Here is a 20,029-nt window from a genome sequence, read left to right on the forward strand (position 1 = left end):
ACAAGGCCGCATCATCCATATGAAGGATAAACCAAAAAGAACTGGCCTTTGGCCCTGAATGTGATCAGAGTTAGTTCGATTTTGGGCTTAAATTTGAGTGCGTTGACATTCTAAAGTTGAGGGCATTTGGGCAGTCTCCTGCTAACTCGCCATATGGCTTGGACGTGGGCAAATGTTGAAAGCGGGACTTGGCATGAAAGCGGATGGCACAGAGAACGAGTTCGATGTTACCGACCTCTACAATCTGGTGTCCGAACCAGATCAATATGACGCGTTCATGCAGTCACTTTTGACCAAGTTGGATGCTCTTCAGCAAGGCAAGAATGAAGCTCCGGTTCAGCCGCTTGGAAGCCATTGGGGCAAAGCCTCGTCGCTGCTGGATAAGGTTACGCCTTGGCGCAACGAGACGAAAAGTGAGCTCGACGCATTTCTCGCCGGAAAAATGCAAGCGATGCTAGCCATCGATGGAGAAGGAAGCATCGTTGGCGCCAATCCTGCAGCGAGGAGCCTTTATGATTTGGGGCCCAGGGCACGGCTTCAAGACATGCCCCTTTCCAGCGCCGATTGCGCTACTTTGCAGAAACTGATCAGTAGTATCATCGCTGGCTCGCGGCGCGGGAACAGTCCAAATAATGTGCGACGTTTCCAGAACCAGCGGACTGAGAAGCCCTTGTTGATGACATTGGAGCGTCGCCATGATGAATGTGAGGATCGCCATCTCACGATCATAATGACGAACGACATTTATTGGCCAACTTACCTTGGCCCGATCTTGCAGGATCTGTTCAATCTCACGCTTGCGGAAATAGAGGTCATCCGGTTGATGCTAGCCGGCCATAGGGCGAAGGAGATAGCCGAGGCGCGAATGGCTTCGATCACTACCGTTCGCAGTCAACTACGTGCTATTTTTTCCAAGACAGACACCACGTCACAAATTGAATGTGTCCGGATGGTCATCGGTTTGGCGCTGATGCATGATCAGGATGATGGCAATTTGATTGCCGCGCGCCTGCAAGCTGAGAATGAAACAGCCCATTACCCACGTGAGAGCCAGCGGCGAATCTTCAAATTGCGAAACGGACGCCAGATCGACTATTCGATCTTCGGGGTTGAAGATCCGAACAAGCGGAAGGGAACGATTCTTTTCTACCATGATCAGGCTCTAGGCGACACATGGTTCAAAGAAGCCGTCGCAGCGGCGACGCTCGCCGGGTTGCAGATCATTGCGCCGCTGAGGCCCGGTTTTGGCAGGACTACAATTTATCAAGGCGAAGCGAGCGACCCAAAGGTCTTTGCTCCAGACATAAAGCTGCTGCTGGACCATTTGAAGGTTGATAAGACAGCCCTGATGACTTTGAGGTCTGGCTTGGTCCACGGCCTTGCCGCTGCACAGATAATGCCGGAACGCATAACCAGCGTTACTGCAGCCAACCCGATCTTGCCTGCTATATGCGATGCAGATCTGGAGGGGACGAACGGGTACAATCTGTTGATACCCAAGACCCGGTTGCACTTCCCTCAGGCCTTGCGCTTTTTATGCAAAGCGGGGTTTGCCTTTGTCACAACCAAGGGACCAGAAGCCTTCGCTAGGGCAGTTGTGAGAGATTCACCGAGAGATTATGAATGGGTAAGCCGCCCTGAGATATTACCAGTGATCATTTCTGGCCTCCCGGTTCATCGTGAGCAAGGTTATGTCGGAAACTACGGTGATATTGCTTATGCCGACGACTGGACCGACTTGTTGCGCGGCACACCTGTCCCCGTCCGATTAGTAATCGGCGAGCATGACCGCAACGTCCAATGGACCGCTGCGCACCGCTGGGCGGGCGCACTGGATCATGTTGAGCTGCACGTGCTTCCCGACAGCGGCTATTTTGTGCAACATCAACAGCCTGGCCAATTTTTGGCGTGGTTGAAGCAAGACCTGGGAGTCTTTTAGGTTAAAGAATCGCCGGTCATAGGTGATTTCCCGAGCATTGAGTGGTGCGAATTATTCTAAGTGCTAGCGACGTCCGCTTCCACCCCCATAGGCGGTCATTTCGCAGCTGCGATGAGTCACCCGAAACCAGACACGCGAGTCAAGTTGGCTGGAACCAGCAACGCGTTTAGCTAAGCGGCGGGATCTGAAACGGCCTGCGTACGGTCCCGCTCAAGCTTGTGCGAAAGATCGGAATGTCCAACTTTTTGCCGTCGCGGCCAATCTTTTCCAGAACACCGAGGACATAGCCCTCTGCTCCGTCAAAGATTTGGACCGAATGGCACGAGGTGGCGTGGGCCGGGATCGCTAGCTTCTGCCCCTTCATTTTGCCTTCCGTCACCTCAACGACGTAGAAATTGGGCCAAAGCTTGTTTTGCTCGCCCGCGCGCTCGCCGGAATAACGTATCTTGAAGACGTCGCCCTTGGCCCCCTCGCCCTGTTCCGGCTTCTCCGCCATCACCGGGTAGATCACGGTTTCAAACTGCGGGCCTCGACACGCATGGGCCGGAGTGGATGCAGCGGCCAAAACCGCCGCCACGCCAAATGCAATTGGAAAACTCTTCATACCCACTCCCTGGCAAAATGCTCTGATGCAATGCGCGCTAAAGACCCTTTGCTGACAAGGACTTGAACCGGAATGCAGCTGAGGTTCAGACGGTGATGAGTGCTCTGGTCCCCGGTTCGCCGATCCACTTGGTTTGAACGCCCCAGCTTTTGGCGATCGTCTCGTTAGTCAGCGCATCTTCTGGCGCGCCATCTGCAACAAGCTGCCCCTGATCCAGCACCAGCACGCGGCCGGCATGGTTCATCGCCTGGGCCAGATCATGCACGACCAGCACAACGCCCTTGCCCGCCGCCGCTGCGGTCCTGAAATGCTGGATCAATGCGGTCTGATGCGCCAGGTCGAGCGCGGCCAAGGGTTCATCGGCCAGGATCCATTGCGGCTCTCCGGCGAGCACTCTGGCGAGCAAGACCCGTGCCTGCTCCCCGCCGGACAATTTGCTGGCGGGGCGGCGGCGCAGATCGCCTAGCGCCAACGCATCAATGGCTCGCTGGATGGCGTCTTCACCGCGCGGGCTGCCCCCGTCGCCGCGCGGCATACGGCCCAAGGCTACGATGTTCTCAACCGCGACATCCCAAGCGATCTCAGCGGATTGGGGGAGGTAACCGATAGCTTTTGCGCGGTCCTTTGGATGCAGCGATGCGATGTCGTGCTTATCGAGCGAGACCCCGCCCGCCACCGCTGGGAGCAATCCGGCGAGCGTCAGTATAAGGCTCGATTTGCCTGCTCCATTCAGGCCGCAAATCGCGGTGATCTGCCCCGGCAGCAAGGTTGCGGCGATATCATCAAGCACAAGCGCACCTGAGCGGGTTACCGAGAGATCATGCGCCTGCAAAATCATAGTATTCCCCGGCGCATTTTCAGCAGCAGCCACAGGAAGAACGGCGCACCAATCAGGGAGAGGGCGATGCCCAGACGCAGTTCTGTGATCAACGGCAGTACGCGCACCGCACTATCCGCCACCAGCACCAGCAATGCCCCGGCGAGCGCGCTGGGCAAGATCACACTGGAGGGCATGCGGTCCGTCATCGGGCGCACCAGATGCGGCACGATCAGACCGACAAATCCGATAATTCCGGCGACGGCGACCCCTGCTCCGACCGTCAGCGCAACGCCGACCACCAACAGGCGCAATAGCATACGCGGATCGACGCCCATGCTCCACGCCGCATCCTCGCCCAGGGTCAGCGCATCGAGCGAGCGAGCGGCAGCAGACAGCACGACCAGGCCGACCGCGATCAGCGGGCCCGCGATCATCACCTCACGCCAAGATCGATCGGTCAGCGCGCCGTTCAGCCACAGCACAATCTCCGACAGGGCAAATGGATTGGGCGCGAGCGTAATCGCCAATGCCGTCACAGCGCCAGCGAGGCTTGCAATCATTAGGCCTGCAAGCGTGAATAGCGCGAGGCCTCCGCCGCGCCCGGATGGCGTCCTGCCTGCGATCAGCGCGAGCAGAGCCATGCCTGCCCCGGCACCGATCAACGCAAAGACGGGAAGTGTCCATGACGCCAATGCACCGGGCAGCACCGCCCCGAACCAGAAGCTTGCGACCGCACCAAGCGCCGCCATCGGCGCAATGCCAAACAGGCCGGGATCGGCCAACGGATTGCGCAAATAGCCCTGCATCGCCGCACCCGCAGCGCCGAGGCCAGCACCAATCGCAATCGCGAGCAGTCCGCGCGGCAGGCGCAGCTCCATCAGAATCAACGCCGCATTGCTGCCCGTCTCAGTAAGCGCAAACGGATCAATCCAAACCCGCCCCGCCAGCAATGACAGCGGCAAGGCGAGCACCAAAAGCGCGCCAAAGATAAGAGATGCTCGGTGCGCCGCGATGCTCACTGATAAGCCTTGCTGGGCAGATTTTCACGGATTTCACCGAGGCGCTCGGCGGCATAGATTATCGTCGGCCCTGCGCAATAAAACAATTTAGGGTCAAAGGCTTCCACTTGAGTTCTGGCAAGCTCTTTAAGTAGAGGATGACTTTGCCCCGCGCTGTTTCCCGCGACCAGAACTAACTCTGGCGGATCAGACAGCAGGCCCTCCAATGAGACATAGTCCGCTTGGCCTAAGCCCCGTGCGGCGCTGTGATTGGAAAAACCGGTTTCCCGCATCAGATAGCTGATCAAAGTGGCCTCGCCCGGCACGATTTGCCCCGGTTGCCATAGAACGGCGGAAGCCATGTCTGAGCCGGAAGGCGGCGCAGCATCGGTAAGTGCACGCTTGATCTTCGCGATCAGTTCTTCACCGCGCCGTGGATGCCCGGCCAGCTCCGCGAGCCGCTTGATCTGCGCAAAGCTCTGCTCCGGATCGGAGGCAATACCAAACGGCTCAATCGGAAACCCTAGATCAGTGAGGGCGTTGCTGCTCGGAGGCGCGATAAATTCGCTCGCGAGCACAATATCAGGATTGAGCGCAGCGACCTCTTCCACCGTCCCGCCCGTGAAAGCGAATTCACTCGCTAGATCCACGTCAATTGAGCTGGAGTTTGGATCGCGGCTGTAATGCGACAGTGCCAGGATTTGCTCCGGATCAGCGACCTCGATCAGGATTGCATCGATACATGGGTTTAAGCTTACAAAAGAGGGGTTTGTACTCGCCAGCTCCGGCATATTCATCGGGCCGTTTGAGCCATCATTTGATGGGGTGTCCGGCGCACTGCAGGCGGCAGCAAGCGCGAACAATGCCGCCGCCGACCAAGCCTTTCCTGCGGCCATCGCGGCCCGCGCATTCCCACCCAAAATTCTGATCCTTATCCCTCGTTTGCAATGGGATAGGCGGCTCTACCCGTGGCTGCAAGATACGGCGAGGCGTCCATCCCAAGGCACGAGTTAATCCGGGTTAACAATGTGTTCGGTTTCGGGACGGTGGAATTCCTCGGATCGCAAATTGCCGCCGCGCGCCCTAAATCCGGCGCTGCGCACCATGTGGACCCTTTTCCAATCTCCTGACCGGCAAAAGCCGATTTGTCTGCCGGACCGTTCCGGCGGTGAACCTCCCCTACCCGCGCCCAAATTGCCGATGAAGCGCCGCCTGATGGTGCTGATCGCGGCGATCGCAGTGCCCGCTATGGCGGCACCTGGCGACTTTGGCGCAATTGCGGGTGACGCGCCGACCGACGGCAGCGACGCACCCTACATCGCCTATGAAAACGTGCCGGTGATGCCGTTTGAAACGCCTGGCGGCAGCTTCCCCGGCTCTGCGTTTTACTATCTTGCCGATCCGCCGAGTGAGGCTCTTGTCGCTCTGCCCAGCACGGACCCGCTCGACACCAGCACAGATGGCCGCGAACTGGGCGAGCTAATCAATGTTGGCCCCGCCGCCAGCCCCTTTGCGAGTTTCGCGGGCAGCGCCAGCCAATCACGCGCGCAAACCTGCCTGGCACAAGCCATCTATTACGAGGCAGCGAGCGAGAGCGAAGCGGGCCAACGCGCGGTTGCACAAGTCGTGCTGAACCGTGTGGCCCACACCAGCTGGCCCGCCAGCGTTTGCGGAGTGGTATTCGAAGGCTCTCAGCGGTCAACTGGTTGCCAGTTTTCCTTCACCTGCGATGGCAGCATGCGCCGCACACCCAGCGCCAATGGCATGGCCCGCGCGCGTCGGGTCGCATCAGAGGCTCTTTCCGGCAGCGTCTATGCCCAGATCGGCCACGCGACCCACTACCACACGCTTTGGGTCAATCCTTACTGGGCAAGCTCGCTCGATCACGTTGGGACAATCGGCGCGCACCGTTTCTACAAAAACCGTGGAAATGCCGGAAAGAAAGGCGCTTTCACCCAAAGCTATGCTGGCTATGAGCCGGGTGTGAGCGCCTCTGGAGCAGCCCCGGTTGTGGCGGGCACCACCGCCCCGCGAATTGAACCTGCAGCAGTGAGCGCAGTGCCCACGCAGCGCGGCGGAACGCGCGCAACCTTTACGCCGGGTCGTCCGGCCAGCGGTGCTGCAAACAGCAAGCCTGCGACACCTGATGCAGCGCTGGCGGACCAGAACCTGCGCGGAGCCGGTCAAGTGAAAGCGCCTTATTCGAACGCGGGTCAATGGAAAGACAGCGCAGGTGCTGCCTTGGCCGCGAAAGAGGCGGAACGTTTGGCTGCGGAACGCATAGGCATTTCGGCCGAGGCAATCGAAGCCGCCCCACAAACTTCAGGCGAATAACGACTTTCGCGCTCTCCGAGGCGCATCACACAACGCGCAATTTCATTTCACCTAGGCGCAAGTTAACACGCCAGAAACCTTGTCTTCACACGCCGCTTTATCGCCTTTCGCTTTAAAGCAATTTTCGTGATCAGACTTGAGGCGCGCCGGGATCGACTGCGCGCCAACAAGCGCCAACAGGACGGAAATTGCCCGAATGACCATTCACTTTGCCGCAGCGCGCACCCCTGATTGCTCGCCGGTTGCCCGCGCTCTGGCGCGTAGCGACCGCACGGCTGCGCCTGCCAATGACAACGGAAATCAGGCACCGGGCGAAGAGATTTTCAAGGCGTCGCTGCGCCACTTTGCAGAGCACGGACTGGGCGCTGCACGGGCTGCTAGGGCCAAGGCGCAAGAGGCGTTTTTCGCTGGCGATCGCCAGGCCTATGATTGGTGGCTGGGCATCACACGCACGCTGGACCGCCGGCTGGCAGCGCAGCTGGACCAGCAGGAGGCCGAGCCATCAGAGGCATCGGAGCTCAATCCCGTCGCGTAAAATTCTGAAATCGCGAGACATAAATTTGGTAAGTAGAGCATTAACCTTGCCTTGACCTATTTTGGCTAACCCATGCGTATGTCAGGCAAGGTCAGCCCACTTTCCAAAATTCGTCACGCCATGCGCGTGCAAGAAAACTCAGACACCCTGTCTGAGCGCGTTCGGCGGACACTAGTCAAGACGCTCTACACGCAGCCTGCCAGCCTGGCGATCGGCGCGTTCAACGGTATTGCCTGTACCGCGGTGGCGGCATGGGTCGCCGATCTTGAAATTCTTTACGTCGGCTGCGCTGTTCTAACAGTCATCGCGATTGCCCGGCTCATTGCTGCATTGGGCCTCTCATCCGACGAAGACCGCACCAGCACGCGCCGCCTTGAGCTGGTTTATGAAATTGGTGCTTTCAGCTACGCCTTCACCATTGGCCTGATTGCTTCACTTACGATCTGGTTTGAGGCTAGCGCCGAGGTTGAGGTGCTGATGGTCGCCAATGCGCTGTGTTACGGCACAGGGATTTGCGCCCGCAATGCTGGCCGGCCAACCATTGCTTTGGGTCAATTGGTGCTGGTTTGTGCGCCCATTATGGCCGTTTCGCTGCACGCCGGCACGCTTGCATTCATGGCTTTGTTTATCAACATCTTCCTGCTGATCCCGGCGATGATGTCGATCACTTTCAACGTCTTTAAGGTGCTGCGCGACTCCATCGCCTCAGCCGAAACCAGCGCGAAGCTCGCCGAAAAAATGCAAGTTCTCGCCCGCACGGATGTGGTGACAGGTCTCGCTAACCGCGCTGGGCTCAACCACTCGATGGTTGAAACCATGATGACGGTGAACGAAGACACGCAGCTTGCACTGTTCTGGATCGATCTGGACCGCTTCAAGGAAGTGAATGACCTGCTTGGCCACCCTATCGGTGACCGGGTTTTGACCGAGGTTGCCAGCCGTCTGCGCGAGGTGTCACCTGATATGGCCACCGTATCACGCTTTGGCGGGGACGAGTTCATCGTCTTCTGCCCGGTTGATTGCCGCTTGGATGCAGAACGGCTCGCCAGTGAAATCCATGCAGAGATCATGCGCCCAGTGCGTGTTGATGGCGACCGCCTCGAAGTGCGCGCATCAGTCGGTGTCGCTCTGCTGCCGGATGATGGCGCGGACGCTGACAGCTTGATGCAATGCGCTGACCTTGCCCTGTATCACGCGAAGGTGGGCGGGCGTTCGCAGACACAATTCTTCGATCAATCCATGACCCGCGACCTTGTGCGCCGCCGTGAAATCGAAGGCGAGCTTCGCACTGCGCTACAACGTGACGAGTTGTCGATCTTCTACCAGCCGATCATCGACTTGGAGACGGGCAAAATCCGCGCCTTCGAAGCTCTGATCCGTTGGTTCCACCCGGAAAAGGGCGAATTGCGGCCAGATGAGTTCATCCCGGTGGCCGAAGAGACTGGGGTTATTGTCACTTTGGGCAATTGGATCACGGCGCAGGCTGCGCGAACAGCCGCGCAGTGGCCTGAAGACATCTCGCTCGCAGTAAACCTGTCGCCATTGCAGATTCGTGCCCCCGGCGCGGCGCTGGCGATCCGCAACGCTTTGCGCGAAGCAGGCCTTGATCCCTCACGGCTAGAGCTGGAAGTGACCGAGAGCCTGTTTATCGAAGACAATCACGCAACCGGGAATTTCATCGACGAATTGTCGTCGATTGGCGTCCGCTTTGCTCTCGACGATTTCGGCACCGGCTATTCCTCGCTCGGCTATATCAACACCTTCCCGTTCAAGAAGATTAAGGTTGATCGCAGCTTCGTCTCTGGCCCCAATGTTGGTCGCCGTAGCGATGCGATTATCAGGGCCGTGGCCGAAATGGGTTCAACCTTGGAAATGGATATTGTGGCCGAGGGTCTTGAGACCATTGAACAGGTTCAGGCCGTACGCGCCGCCGGGTGTAATATGGGCCAGGGCTTCTATTTCAGCCGCGCCGTGCCGGACTATCTCGCCGCTATGCTGTTGGAGCAAGAGCGCGAAGGCGAAACACCGATGCAGAGCAAGCGCATCACCGGCTAGCCCGCTTTGTGAACGTTGCGCCTAGCTCTGCTGTTCGCTACGCCCTTTCCCTGAGAGACAACCGATCGCACAGCGACTAGCAATGCGGCTCGCATGCCCCTTTTCGTTGCCGGCGATTTAGGGGCACCGGAGGCGTGGCCGAAGAGCATCATGTGGCTTGCTCAATTCCACGCTATCGCTACTGCGAACTATTCACAAAAATAGTTGCGACATCAAGACCTTTGTCGGTTGCAATCCCCTATCCGCAGGATTAATCCAACTTCCGAAACGCAGATGCATCAGCTGCTCGGGACGGTCGCTGCGCATCACACATGCAACATCTTAGCTTTCGTCCCGCCGATATCTACAGAAGGGTTTTTGCAAGAACATGGCACGCAATAAGATCGCACTCGTCGGCGCCGGAATGATTGGCGGCACTCTCGCCCACCTCGCAGCGATGAAAGAAATGGGTGACGTTGTCCTGTTTGACATTGCAGAGGGCATGCCTGCGGGTAAAGCGCTCGACCTTTCGCAATCCGGCCCTGTTGAGGGTTTCGATGCGAACCTCAAAGGCACCACCGATTACGCCGATATCGCGGGCAGCGATGTTGTGATCGTTACCGCTGGCGTCCCGCGCAAGCCGGGAATGAGCCGCGATGACCTGCTCGGCATCAATTTGAAAGTGATGAAGGCGGTTGGCGAAGGCATCAAGGCCAATTGCCCAGACGCGTTTGTAATCTGCATCACCAACCCGCTAGATGCGATGGTTTGGGCGCTGCGCGAATTCTCTGGCCTGCCGCACAACAAGGTCGTCGGCATGGCGGGCGTGCTCGACAGCGCGCGCTTCCGTCACTTCCTTGCTGACGAATTTGATGTGTCAATGGAAGACGTCACGGCCTTCGTATTGGGCGGACACGGCGACACCATGGTTCCGATCCTCGAATATTCGACCGTTGCAGGTATTCCTGTGCCGGACCTCATCAAGATGGGCTGGTCCACACAAGAGAAGATGGACGCCATCGTTGACCGCACCCGCAAGGGCGGCGGCGAGATCGTTGGACTGCTCGGCAATGGCTCAGCTTACTACGCTCCGGCGACCAGCGCGATCCAAATGGCCGAGGCCTACCTCAAGGATAAGAAGCGCGTCCTACCATGCGCGGCCTATCTCGATGGGCAATACGGCGTTGACGGCCTGTATGTCGGCGTGCCGATTGTAATTGGCGCTGGCGGGGTTGAGCGGATCGTAGAGATCGCACTCGACGAAACTGCCAAGGCCGGTTTCCAGGTGAGCGTTGATGCAGTCGAAGAACTGCTTGATGCGTGTAAGGGTCTGGATAGCTCGCTGAGCTAATGCGCTCATGCGCTCCCCTCTTCTCCTTGATTGTTTTTGCAGCGACCGCTCCGGCGCGTGGGTAGTACTGGGCACTGATACAGGAGAGCAAATATGATGGAATTTGACGACTTGGGGATTACCCTCTTTATGCTCGGCTTTGTTGTTGCGCCGATCATCCTAGGGCTGATTATCCAGCGTTTTATGAGCGCAAAGGCAGCGTTGATCTCTATCGCTGCTGTGCTCGTCCTGTCGATCGCAAGCCTGGCCATCGCTGGCCTCGGCCCGCATGCGTTTATCCTCATCCCGCTCCTCCCAATGTGGGCTGGATGCATCATCAGCATGATCATCTCCACCATCGTGCTCATTCGTGCGCGGATGAAGAGCAAGGCGGCGGAGGCCAGCGAGACATTGTGAAGCGCGCCCTCCTCCCCTTGATTGCCCTCGCAGCAGCCACACCAGCGGCGGCGCACATTGGCCATGGTCAGGGCGATGCCGCCTATCCAGCGCTCGAAGTGCTCAATGCCTTTCGCGAAGGATGTGGTTCGGTTGAAAACCAAGCGGGGACCGCTGCTTCGCTGACCGCAGCGGATTGGCAAGAGGGTTCCACGTTTGCACCTACCAAGCTCGTCATTTTTCTGAACTTCGCCCGCGAAACTGGCGGATCGGCCGTCACAGAGGCTGGCGGTACCATGAGCGACATGCAGGTCTTTAAAAAGACTGTCGCAGGCGAAGAGCTATACGTGGTTCTGTCTGAGGTAATGATCGATGGAACGCGGGTCAGCGCCTGCCGCCTGTTCGATATGGGTGAAACGCGCGTGATCCCTCCTGAAACGGTGGCTGAATGGCTGGACCGAGAGCCAACCAAAGCCATCGATCAAGATGGTGTCCAAATCACCGATTGGGAGCCGGGCACTCAGCCTGGTCACGACAGTTTCCAAGTGTTCTACATTCCGCCGGGCAGCCAATTGGCAGACGCCTTTAAATTCGACGGCGTGGCTCTCAAATCAGATACAGTGGGAACTGCGGAGTGATGCGCTTCTTCCCAGTCGCCTTGCTCGCCGCAATTGCCGCACCTGCCGCAGCGCATGATGCGCCGATGGCACTGGTCGAGGCGACCGACCGGCATCTGGTCGAATGCAACGATGCGGCAGCTTACGAGCCTAATGGTGAATTGCGCAGTGAAGGTTGGACTGAACAGTCAGAGCCTAAGCCGCTGATGGCCGAACGGCTAGCAGGGGCGACTTGGGCCGATGATCCAGATCCAACAATACGTGTGTTTAGTGTGACATTGCATGGTCACGTAATTGACCATTCGATGGCTCGGTGGACATCAGTCGACGGCGAAGAGATGTATTCCTGCATCACCGTTATCGATGATTTCCCGTACATGCCAGACGGCCGACTATTGGGCGGGATACTTGGCGTCCAACCGGATTTTGCCAATACTAACTCGCCCGGCGATTATCGCGATGGTTGGTGGATATGGGAAAGCGTTGCTCCGCAACATCTGGTTACTGGCGCGCGATATACGAACAGTCATTTCGGAGCCGCCAGTATATCGGATTTACCCGACGATGTGCTGTATCCAGGTTTTTACATTCTTACCGAGTTCACCGGATTGGAGGCTTTGACAAAACCTCAAGCCGATCAAGACCGATTGACGCCAGAACAATCCAATTCCGACACCGAAGAAAGCAAACAGCGATAAGTATGCTTAAAGATATTGGGAGACGTAATGTGCTGAATTCCAGAACCATAGTTTTGACGGGGCTAGCCTTGCTTTCATCTGGTGCCTACGCGCAAGAGAAACTCGATCCGGAAGTGAACCCAGCCGTAATGGCCACCCACACTTGCGAGCAGCTTCATGCGGATTTTGAAGGCACCAGTGCGAAGCTTGGGTCAGAAGGTTGGACCAAACCTGCCAGTGCAGGCGATAGTGCATTCTGGGATGAACCAGGAGCACTCGCTCTCTCTAAAGACGGCAAAACACTGTTTTTCATTGGCAAAGACACCAGCATCGGTTCCAAAAGAGAGGGTTTCGGTGGCACTTGCCAAATGGCTATACCCGGCAACAGCATTATGGCGGCAACTCAGATCGCAGCCTACCTCGATCAACCTGCGTCGGGTTACCGCGCCACCGGCCGCGACATTTCCAACAGCGTTTCCTTTGAGAGAGGCGACACGATCTACGAGGTTGCATCACTCGACGAAAAATTCACCAGCATGCGCATTCAAGTTGGAAAGCAAATTTCCGGCGCGCAATGATGGCATAGAGTACATCCACAAATCTTCTGGCCATGCTCAACTGAGGTCAGGAATTCATTTCATTCACTTTGCATCAGAGGTTTCGAACCACAATGAGCATTCTCGTAAACAAAGACACCAAGGTCATCACCCAGGGCATGACCGGGGACACGGGCACGTTCCACACCCAGCAGGCGTTGGATTACGGCACGCAAATGGTTGCGGGCGTTACGCCTGGAAAAGGCGGCACGACACATATTGGCTTACCCAATTTCAACACCGTGCGCGAGGCGAAGGCTGAAACCGGCGCGACCGCATCGTGCATCTATGTGCCGCCGCCCTTCGCTGGTGACGCCATTTGCGAGGCGATTGATGCCGAAGTTGAGCTGATCATTGCGATCACCGAGGGTATTCCTGTGCTCGACATGGTGCGGGTTAAGGCCGCACTCGAAGGCTCCAATTCACGCCTGATCGGACCGAACTGCCCCGGCGTTCTAACACCGGGCGAATGCAAGATCGGCATTATGCCGGGCAGCATCTTCCAAAAGGGCAGCGTTGGCGTGGTCTCACGCTCTGGCACGCTCACCTACGAAGCCGTGCATCAGACCACGATGGTTGGCCTGGGCCAGACCACAGCGGTTGGCATTGGCGGCGACCCGGTCAATGGCACCAACTTTATCGACGTGCTCGACCTGTTCCTGGATGATGAAGAAACCAAGTCGATCATCATGATCGGCGAAATCGGCGGCAGCGCGGAAGAAGAAGCGGCCGAATTCCTCAAAGCAGAAGCCGCCAAGGGCCGCAGCAAGCCAACCGTTGGCTTTATCGCTGGCCGCACGGCACCTCCGGGACGCCGCATGGGCCACGCCGGCGCGATTGTGTCTGGCGGCAAAGGCGGCGCGGATGACAAGATCGCGGCGATGGAAGCTGCAGGCATCCGTGTGTCGCCCTCACCATCTGAGTTGGGCACCACTCTGGATGCAATGCTTAAGGAAATTGCCTGAGGCGATTGTTGAGGGATATTTCCTCCCCAGGACTATCCCCCAGCTTTGGTAAGATGCTTTGAAGCCGAGAGCGCTCGGTAAAATAGGTGACCTTTGATGGGTAACGAAAGCCAAGATTTCATACCGGAAGTACCGGACCAAGAGGGACCACAGCCTGGCCCTTCGTGGGGCAATGCGCATTGGCCGCTGAGCGGCGGCGAAGAGGCCGATGATCTAACGCAGGCGCTTGATCCGACCGTCATGAAGCTGGCGGTTGAAAAGGCCGCAAAGAAGGCCGACAAAGCGATGGATCCGGCAGCGATTGAGGAGGCGGCGAGCCTTTCGATTTCTGCCATGACCTTGGTTCGCCTTTACCGGGTGCGCGGCCATATGGCGGCGGATCTTGATCCGCTGGGCCTCTCGCACCGTGATGTACCGGCTGACCTCACGCTCGAATTCCACGGGCTTGCGGGCAAGGAAGATACTCAGGTCTATGTCGGCAGCGTGCTCGGTCTGGAATGGACCAGCGTGCGCGAACTCTACAACACATTGCGCGCGACCTATTGCGGCAAGGTTGGCCTGGAATACATGCACATTGCCGACACTGAAGAGCGGCGATTCCTGCAGGACAAGTTTGAAAGCCCAGGCGAGACGATCCAGTTTACGCCAGAGGGCAAGCGCGCCATCCTGGCGGCGGTGGTTCGCGGCGAGCAATATGAAGCGTTCCTCGGCAAAAAATATGTCGGCACCAAACGCTTCGGCCTAGACGGCGGCGAGAGCATGATTCCAGCCCTGGAGGCAGTGATCAAGCATGGCGGCAGCTCTGGCGTGCGCGAGATCATTTACGGCATGGCGCACCGCGGGCGTCTCAACGTGCTCGCAAATGTTATGGCCAAGCCATACAAGGTGATCTTTCACGAGTTTTCCGGAGGCTCTGCCAATCCAGAGGACGTTGGCGGTTCTGGCGATGTGAAATATCACCTCGGCACCAGCACCGATCGCAATTTCGATGGGATCGACGTGCACATGTCGCTCGTCCCCAACCCATCGCACCTGGAAACAGTTGACCCGGTTGTTCTGGGCAAGGTCCGCGCGCAGCAGGCAATCCGGGACGATCTCGACAAGAAGGATCAGGTTCTGCCTGTCCTGATCCACGGTGACGCAGCCTTCGCCGGGCAAGGCGTGGTGTGGGAAAGCCTCAGCCTGTCGGGCGTGAACGGCTATGACACTGGCGGCTGTCTGCACTTTATCATCAACAACCAGATCGGCTTCACCACTTCGCCGCGCTTCGCGCGCAGCTCGCCCTATCCATCCGATGTAGCGAAGGGCGTGATGGCGCCGATCCTGCACGTGAATGGCGATGATCCAGAAGCGGTGACCTTCGCGTGTAAACTGGCGGTGGAATATCGCCAGACTTTCAAGCGCGACGTTGTGATAGACATGTGGTGCTATCGCCGGTTCGGCCACAATGAAGGCGATGAGCCGAAATTCACGCAACCGCTGATGTATGATGCGATCCGCACTCATCCAAAAGTCAGTGCGATTTATTCAGAACGCCTGATCGGCGAAGGCGTGATCGAGGGCAGCACCTTGAAGCAGTTGCAGGACGACTTTGTCGCCGAGCTCGACGAGGAATTCGAGGCATCCAAGAGCTATAAGCCGAATGAGGCGGATTGGTTCGCGGGCCGCTGGGCAGGCCTCAACAAGCCGGTCGATCCCGAATCCGCGCGGCGCAATGTCGAAACCGCGCTTGAGCCAAAGCAATTCGACAGCCTAGGCCGCGTTTTGACCGAGGTTCCGGACGATCTGAACATTCACAAGACTTTGGGCCGCGTGCTGAAGGCCAAAGGCGAGATGTTCAGCAGCGGCGAAGGCTTCGACTGGGCAACGGCAGAGGCGCTTGCCTTTGGCAGCCTGGTGATGGGCGGATACGGCGTGCGCCTGTCCGGCCAGGATTCCGGGCGCGGCACCTTTAGTCAGCGTCACGCGGTGTGGGTCGATCAAAAGACCGAGCGCAAATACATCCCGCTTACCACTCTGCCCCACGGCAAGTTCGAGGTGTATGACAGCACCCTGTCGGAATACGGCGTGCTCGGGTTTGAATATGGCTTTGCCATGGCTGACCCGAAATCACTGGTCCTATGGGAAGCGCAATTTGGCGATTTTGCCAATGGCGCGCAGATCATGATCGATCAGTACATCGTCAGCGGCGAGGCGAAATGGCTGCGCGCAAACGGCCTCGTCATGCTGCTGCCGCATGGATATGAGGGCCAGGGTCCAGAGCACAGCTCCGCCCGGCTCGAACGCTTCCTGCAATTGTGCGCGAACGACAATATCCAGGTCTGCAACATCACCACGCCGGCGAACTATTTCCACGTGCTGCGCCGCCAGATGCTGCGTCCGTTCCGCAAGCCGATGGTTATTATGACGCCAAAGAGCCTGCTGCGGCATCCGATGGCCAAGAGCCCGCGCGAGGAATTCCTTGGCGATCATCACTTCATGCGGATCAAATCCGATACGACGGCGATCGATGACAAGAAGGTGAAGCGTCTGGTCCTGTGCTCTGGCAAGGTCGCCTATGACCTGATCGAGGCACGCGACAAGGCAAAGATCAAAGACGTCTCAATCGTCCGCATTGAACAGCTCTATCCGTTCCCCGGCGATCCACTGGCCGTGCGGCTTAAACGGATGACGGGCCTCAAAGAGGTCGTCTGGTGCCAAGAAGAGCCCAAGAACAATGGCGCATGGTTCTTCGTCGATAATCAGATCGAGGAATCGCTGAGCGCGGCCGGACATGATGGCATGCGGCCAATCTATGCCGGACGTGATGCCTCGGCATCGCCTGCCACCGGCCTTGCCAAACGGCACGCCGAGCAGCAAGAAGCGCTGATCGCAGATGCGCTCGGCCTTTCGAATTCATCCAGTAAATCCAGCAAGAAAAAGGCCTAAGGAACCCATTATGGCCCAAGATATTACAGTCCCAGCGCTCGGCGAATCCGTCACCGAAGGCACCATTGGCGAATGGCTCAAGCAGCCAGGCGAGGCGGTTGCCGCTGACGAGCCAATCGTCAGTTTGGAAACCGATAAGGTGGCCGTTGATGTGCCCTCGCCCATCGCAGGCGTCCTGACCGAGCATAAAGCCGCCGTCGGCGACACGGTAGAAGTCGGCGCGGTTCTCGCGGTGATTGATGCCGATGCTTCCGCCAGCACCCCTACGCCCGCAGCCAAGGCGGACGCCCCTGCACCAGCAGCCAAAGCGGAGGGCTCCGATGATCTGCAGGCCGCCGCGCAAACGCTTTCCCCTGCGGTCCGCCGCGCGGTGCTGGAGCATGGGGTTGATCCCTCGACCATCAAAGGCACCGGCAAAGACGGCCGTCTGACCAAGGAAGACGTCCTCGCCGCCGCGAAGGCCAAAGGCGATCCTGCACCAGCAGCTTCTCCTGCCCCGGCCGCCGCCGCACCTGCAGGCGCCGCCGCGCCAGGCGCTGGCCGCAATGACGAACGCGTGAAGATGACGCGGATGCGCCAGACCATCGCAAAGCGTTTGAAAGGCGCGCAGGACACCGCCGCCCTGCTAACCACCTTCAACGATTGCGACATGAGCGCGGTCATCGAGGCGCGCACCAAGTACAAAGACCTGTTCGCCAAGAAGCATGACATCCGCCTCGGTTTTATGGGCTTCTTCGCCAAGGCCGCCTGCCTCGCGCTGAAGGATGTGCCATCGGTCAACGCGTACATCGAAGGCGATGAGATCGTTTATCACGACTATGTCGACATCTCTGTTGCCGTGTCCGCGCCCAATGGCCTGGTCGTCCCGGTCGTTCGCGACTGCGACAAGAAGGGTTTTGCCGGCATTGAAAAAGACATCGCCGATTTTGGCAAGCGCGCCAAAGAGGGCACGCTGACCATGGCGGATATGACCGGCGGCACCTTCACCATTTCCAATGGCGGTGTGTTCGGATCGCTGATGTCGACGCCGATTATCAACGCTCCGCAAAGCGCCGTTCTCGGCCTGCACCGGATCGAGGACCGCCCGGTCGCGATCAACGGAGAGGTTGTGATCCGCCCGATGATGTATCTCGCGCTCAGCTATGATCACCGCCTGATCGATGGGCGCGAGGCTGTGACCGCGCTGAAAATCATCAAGGAAGCGATCGAAGATCCAACCCGGATGCTGATTGATTTGTGAGATAGCGACATGGGTGTTTCGGCATCATTGAAGGCGATTACCCCAAAAGATGCCGCTCGTATCTCGGCTCAATCCGACTTGCTCATTCCATTCCTCTTCGGTGTTCCGGCACGCTCGGGACGAGTTGAGAGCCGCCCGTTTCTGAAGCGCATGTTTGGAAAGGTCAAATCACCGCCGGAGCGCGATAAGTTCGCCGATACTCCAATGGTAACTTTGGCAGGGCATTGGGCTATCTTGACATTTGCCCTGAGTGGCAGCCAACCGCCAGCCGACAACCCGTTAGATTTGGTCGAACGAGAGTTTGAGGACTTCATCGATGTCGACCTTGGCTACGGACCACCGCGTTTCGTACCGAGGCAAATTTTGAACGCATTTCACAGTGCAATGTCAGAAATATCGAACGATCAGATTACTGGCCGCCTTAATGAGAGAGACCTAGCCGAAGCACAGATTTTTGAGGCAAGGGAAATCCTTGAAAATTTGGAGGAATGGCAAGCGGCGTTGGTAGAGAAAGCCAATGAGCTTCGTTCCTTCGGAAAGCATTGCTACGACGAGAAACTTAGTGCGCTCGTGTTCTTCCACTAACGGAAATGAAAAATGATTGACCATTCATACGACTACGATTGCCTTGTCATTGGCGCGGGACCGGGCGGCTATGTCGCCGCAATTCGCGCGGCGCAGCTGGGCCTGAAAACGGCCTGCGTTGAAAGCCGCGAGACCTTGGGCGGCACATGCCTCAACGTCGGGTGCATCCCGTCAAAGGCGCTGTTGCACGGTTCTGAGCTGTTTGAAGAGGCCGATGGTGGTCACTTTGCCAAATGGGGCATCACCGCCAAGCCGAAGCTCGATCTGGGCGTGATGATGGCGGAGAAGAACAAGGCCGTGGGTGAGCTGACCGGCGGGATCGAATTCCTGTTCAAGAAGAACAAGGTCACCTGGATTAAGGGCCACGCCGCATTTGAAGATGCGCATTCGGTAAAGGTCGGCGACGAGACAGTCACCGCGAAAGACATCATCATCGCCACCGGCTCCTCGGTCACGCCCCTGCCCGGCGTTGAGGTCGACAATGCGGCCAAACGCATCGTCGACAGCACTGGCGCGCTGGAGCTGGAAGAAGTACCAGAGCACCTCGTCGTCATCGGCGGCGGCGTGATCGGCCTGGAGCTTGGCTCTGTCTGGCGGAGACTAGGCGCTAAGGTCACCGTGATCGAATTCCTGGACCAACTGCTGCCTGGAATGGACGCAGATGTTCGCAAGGAAGCGGGCAAGATCTTCAAGAAGCAAGGCATGGAGCTGATGCTCAGCCATAAGGTCACCGGCGCGAAGGCGACCGCAAAAGGTGTGACGCTGAGCGTGGAGAAATCCGCCGGAGGCGACGAACAAACGATCAAGGCCAGCCACGTGCTTGTCTCGATCGGACGCCGGCCCAACACTGACGGACTGGCGCTTGATAAGATCGGAATTGAAACCAACAAGCGCGGCCAGATCGAAGTCGGCCACGACTTCCGCACCAAAGTGGACGGTGTTTGGGCGATTGGCGACTGTGTTCCCGGCCCGATGCTCGCCCACAAGGCCGAGGATGAAGGCATCGCCTGCGCAGAGAACATCGCAGGTGAGACCGGCATCATCAATCACGATGTGATCCCCGGCGTGGTCTACACCATGCCAGAATTTGCCGATGTTGGCATGACTGAGGCGGCTGCGAAAGAAGCAGGCCACACGGTCAAAGTTGGCAAGTTCCCGATGATGGCAAACAGCCGGGCGAAGGCAAACCGCGACACCGATGGCTTTGTGAAAGTCATCGCCGATGCAGAGACGGACCGCGTGCTGGGCGTGCATATCGTTGCCAGCCTGGCCGGCACGATGATCGCAGAAGCTGCGGTTGCGATGGAATTCGGCGCCACGTCGGAAGACATCGCCTACACCTGTCATGCGCACCCGACACACGCAGAGGCCGTGAAAGAAGCAGCCATGGCCGTGACAGGCAAGCCAATCCATATGTGATTGGCCAGGAGG

Annotated in this window: 18 protein-coding genes; 14 read left to right on the plus strand and 4 right to left on the minus strand. The window is 58.1% G+C overall.

Translation table 11 applies throughout. The annotated features are described in order from the left end of the window. Positions 1-172 precede the first annotated feature (172 nt). Positions 173-1,939 carry a bifunctional helix-turn-helix transcriptional regulator/alpha/beta hydrolase gene (locus tag AC0V6O_RS09055; protein ID WP_486143391.1) on the plus strand — a complete coding sequence of 589 codons (1,767 nt, stop codon included), beginning with the start codon at positions 173-175 and terminating at the stop codon, positions 1,937-1,939. A gap of 166 nt (positions 1,940-2,105) precedes the next feature. Here the strand turns inward: AC0V6O_RS09055 and AC0V6O_RS09060 are convergent, their stop codons facing one another. From AC0V6O_RS09060 to AC0V6O_RS09075, 4 genes are all read right to left on the minus strand, one after another. After that, positions 2,106-2,543 carry a hypothetical protein gene (locus tag AC0V6O_RS09060; RefSeq protein ID WP_486143393.1) on the minus strand — a complete coding sequence of 146 codons (438 nt, stop codon included), beginning with the start codon at positions 2,541-2,543 and terminating at the stop codon, positions 2,106-2,108. Between the two features lie 85 nt (positions 2,544-2,628). After that, a complete protein-coding gene (locus AC0V6O_RS09065; protein WP_486143395.1) occupies positions 2,629-3,381 on the minus strand; it encodes an ABC transporter ATP-binding protein in 753 nt (250 codons plus the stop codon). After that, the gene (locus tag AC0V6O_RS09070) at positions 3,378-4,382 is read right to left on the minus strand and encodes a FecCD family ABC transporter permease (RefSeq protein ID WP_486143398.1); all 1,005 of its coding nucleotides are present in this window, start codon (positions 4,380-4,382) and stop codon (positions 3,378-3,380) included. Before AC0V6O_RS09070 ends, AC0V6O_RS09065 begins: the two co-directional genes overlap by 4 nt. Then, positions 4,379-5,281: an ABC transporter substrate-binding protein gene (locus AC0V6O_RS09075; RefSeq protein ID WP_486143400.1), complete on the minus strand. Its 903-nt coding sequence runs from the start codon at positions 5,279-5,281 to the stop codon at positions 4,379-4,381. Before AC0V6O_RS09075 ends, AC0V6O_RS09070 begins: the two co-directional genes overlap by 4 nt. 184 nt (positions 5,282-5,465) lie before the next feature. Between AC0V6O_RS09075 and AC0V6O_RS09080 the strand changes: the two genes are divergently transcribed. The 13 genes from AC0V6O_RS09080 to lpdA all read left to right on the plus strand — a co-directional run bounded on the left by AC0V6O_RS09080 (position 5,466) and on the right by lpdA (position 20,017). Continuing rightward, the gene (locus AC0V6O_RS09080) at positions 5,466-6,695 is read left to right on the plus strand and encodes a cell wall hydrolase (RefSeq protein ID WP_486143402.1); all 1,230 of its coding nucleotides are present in this window, start codon (positions 5,466-5,468) and stop codon (positions 6,693-6,695) included. A gap of 196 nt (positions 6,696-6,891) precedes the next feature. Beyond that, positions 6,892-7,230, plus strand: a complete 339-nt coding sequence (locus AC0V6O_RS09085) for a hypothetical protein (RefSeq protein WP_486143404.1) — start codon at positions 6,892-6,894, stop codon at positions 7,228-7,230. A 72-nt stretch (positions 7,231-7,302) separates the two neighbouring features. Beyond that, positions 7,303-9,285, plus strand: coding sequence for a putative bifunctional diguanylate cyclase/phosphodiesterase (locus tag AC0V6O_RS09090; RefSeq protein WP_486143406.1), 1,983 nt, complete (start codon positions 7,303-7,305; stop codon positions 9,283-9,285). 367 nt (positions 9,286-9,652) lie between these two features. Beyond that, positions 9,653-10,615: a malate dehydrogenase gene (gene mdh / locus AC0V6O_RS09095; RefSeq protein ID WP_486143408.1), complete on the plus strand. Its 963-nt coding sequence runs from the start codon at positions 9,653-9,655 to the stop codon at positions 10,613-10,615. Between the two features lie 93 nt (positions 10,616-10,708). After that, entirely contained in the window at positions 10,709-11,011 is a 303-nt protein-coding gene (locus tag AC0V6O_RS09100) for a hypothetical protein (protein ID WP_472638964.1), read from the plus strand. Further along, positions 11,008-11,628 carry a hypothetical protein gene (locus AC0V6O_RS09105; protein ID WP_486143410.1) on the plus strand — a complete coding sequence of 207 codons (621 nt, stop codon included), beginning with the start codon at positions 11,008-11,010 and terminating at the stop codon, positions 11,626-11,628. The genes AC0V6O_RS09100 and AC0V6O_RS09105 overlap by 4 nt, the downstream gene beginning before the upstream one ends. Beyond that, positions 11,625-12,305: a hypothetical protein gene (locus AC0V6O_RS09110; RefSeq protein ID WP_486143412.1), complete on the plus strand. Its 681-nt coding sequence runs from the start codon at positions 11,625-11,627 to the stop codon at positions 12,303-12,305. Before AC0V6O_RS09105 ends, AC0V6O_RS09110 begins: the two co-directional genes overlap by 4 nt. Positions 12,306-12,334: 29 nt before the next feature. Continuing rightward, positions 12,335-12,862 (plus strand): hypothetical protein, encoded by a 528-nt coding sequence (locus AC0V6O_RS09115; protein WP_486143414.1) that lies wholly within the window; start codon positions 12,335-12,337, stop codon positions 12,860-12,862. 92 nt (positions 12,863-12,954) lie between these two features. Continuing rightward, on the plus strand, positions 12,955-13,845 hold the full coding sequence (gene sucD, locus AC0V6O_RS09120; RefSeq protein ID WP_486143416.1) for a succinate--CoA ligase subunit alpha: 891 nt from the start codon (positions 12,955-12,957) through the stop codon (positions 13,843-13,845). A gap of 96 nt (positions 13,846-13,941) precedes the next feature. Further along, positions 13,942-16,773: a 2-oxoglutarate dehydrogenase E1 component gene (locus AC0V6O_RS09125; protein ID WP_486143418.1), complete on the plus strand. Its 2,832-nt coding sequence runs from the start codon at positions 13,942-13,944 to the stop codon at positions 16,771-16,773. 10 nt (positions 16,774-16,783) lie between these two features. Continuing rightward, positions 16,784-18,013 carry a 2-oxoglutarate dehydrogenase complex dihydrolipoyllysine-residue succinyltransferase gene (gene odhB / locus AC0V6O_RS09130; RefSeq protein WP_486143420.1) on the plus strand — a complete coding sequence of 410 codons (1,230 nt, stop codon included), beginning with the start codon at positions 16,784-16,786 and terminating at the stop codon, positions 18,011-18,013. Between the two features lie 9 nt (positions 18,014-18,022). Continuing rightward, positions 18,023-18,598, plus strand: a complete 576-nt coding sequence (locus AC0V6O_RS09135; RefSeq protein ID WP_486143422.1) for a DUF1877 family protein — start codon at positions 18,023-18,025, stop codon at positions 18,596-18,598. Between the two features lie 12 nt (positions 18,599-18,610). Continuing rightward, positions 18,611-20,017, plus strand: coding sequence for a dihydrolipoyl dehydrogenase (gene lpdA / locus AC0V6O_RS09140; RefSeq protein ID WP_486143424.1), 1,407 nt, complete (start codon positions 18,611-18,613; stop codon positions 20,015-20,017). Positions 20,018-20,029: the final 12 nt, after the last annotated feature.

The sequence above is a fragment of the Erythrobacter sp. JB2-19 genome (genome assembly GCF_057365005.1).